1 protein-coding gene is annotated in these 600 nt (G+C 33.0%); it reads right to left on the minus strand.

Annotation, left to right across the window (positions count from 1 at the left end; translation table 11 throughout):
- Positions 1 to 343, minus strand: a 343-nt coding sequence (locus ACFPOH_RS10795; protein WP_390309638.1) for a transposase, incomplete at its 3' end; no start/stop codon positions are given.
- Between the last annotated feature and the right edge of the window lie 257 nt (positions 344 to 600).

The raw sequence follows: 600 nt of genomic DNA on the forward strand, positions 1-600 counted from the left end.
CATCTGATTCACTAATGACTTGAATCATGCGTGAATAAGAGCTTTCAGATGGTACGACATCAGACACAAGGAATCCACAGTCGAAACGAAATAAAGGATCATGGACCAAACGTTTGACTAAATCCTTCATTGTTGGAATTCGTTCGACAATACGAATAATCAGCGATTGAATCATTGCACCATAATTCAATTCACGTGGTGCACCTTTCAATGTCTTTTTAGAAAACAATTGAAAAATAGGTTGAATGTCAATCACACTAAAAATGGCATCATAACGATGGGAACTTTCCATTTCTAATAATTGATGGATGTCAAAAAGAGAAATTTGTTTTACAATAGTCATAGGGTACTCACCTCTTTCGTATGGTTTGTTTGGTTACTTACCATTATAACGAAATTTGGGGAGGTACCCATTTTTTATTGTCTTGAATCCCTTGAAAATCAAGGGGTGAGAATTATGAAATTAACTCAATTCACTAGTGTCGCATAAAAAATATCAATAGACATAATAAATCTGAATTTTCTGTAACTATATTTTTCCATAAAAAAATCCTTTATAATGGTTTGGTGGTAGTAAACCTATCCAAATCCAATATAAAG

The sequence above is a fragment of the Ureibacillus suwonensis genome (assembly GCF_042655065.1).
GTDB lineage: Bacteria > Bacillota > Bacilli > Bacillales_A > Planococcaceae > Ureibacillus > Ureibacillus suwonensis.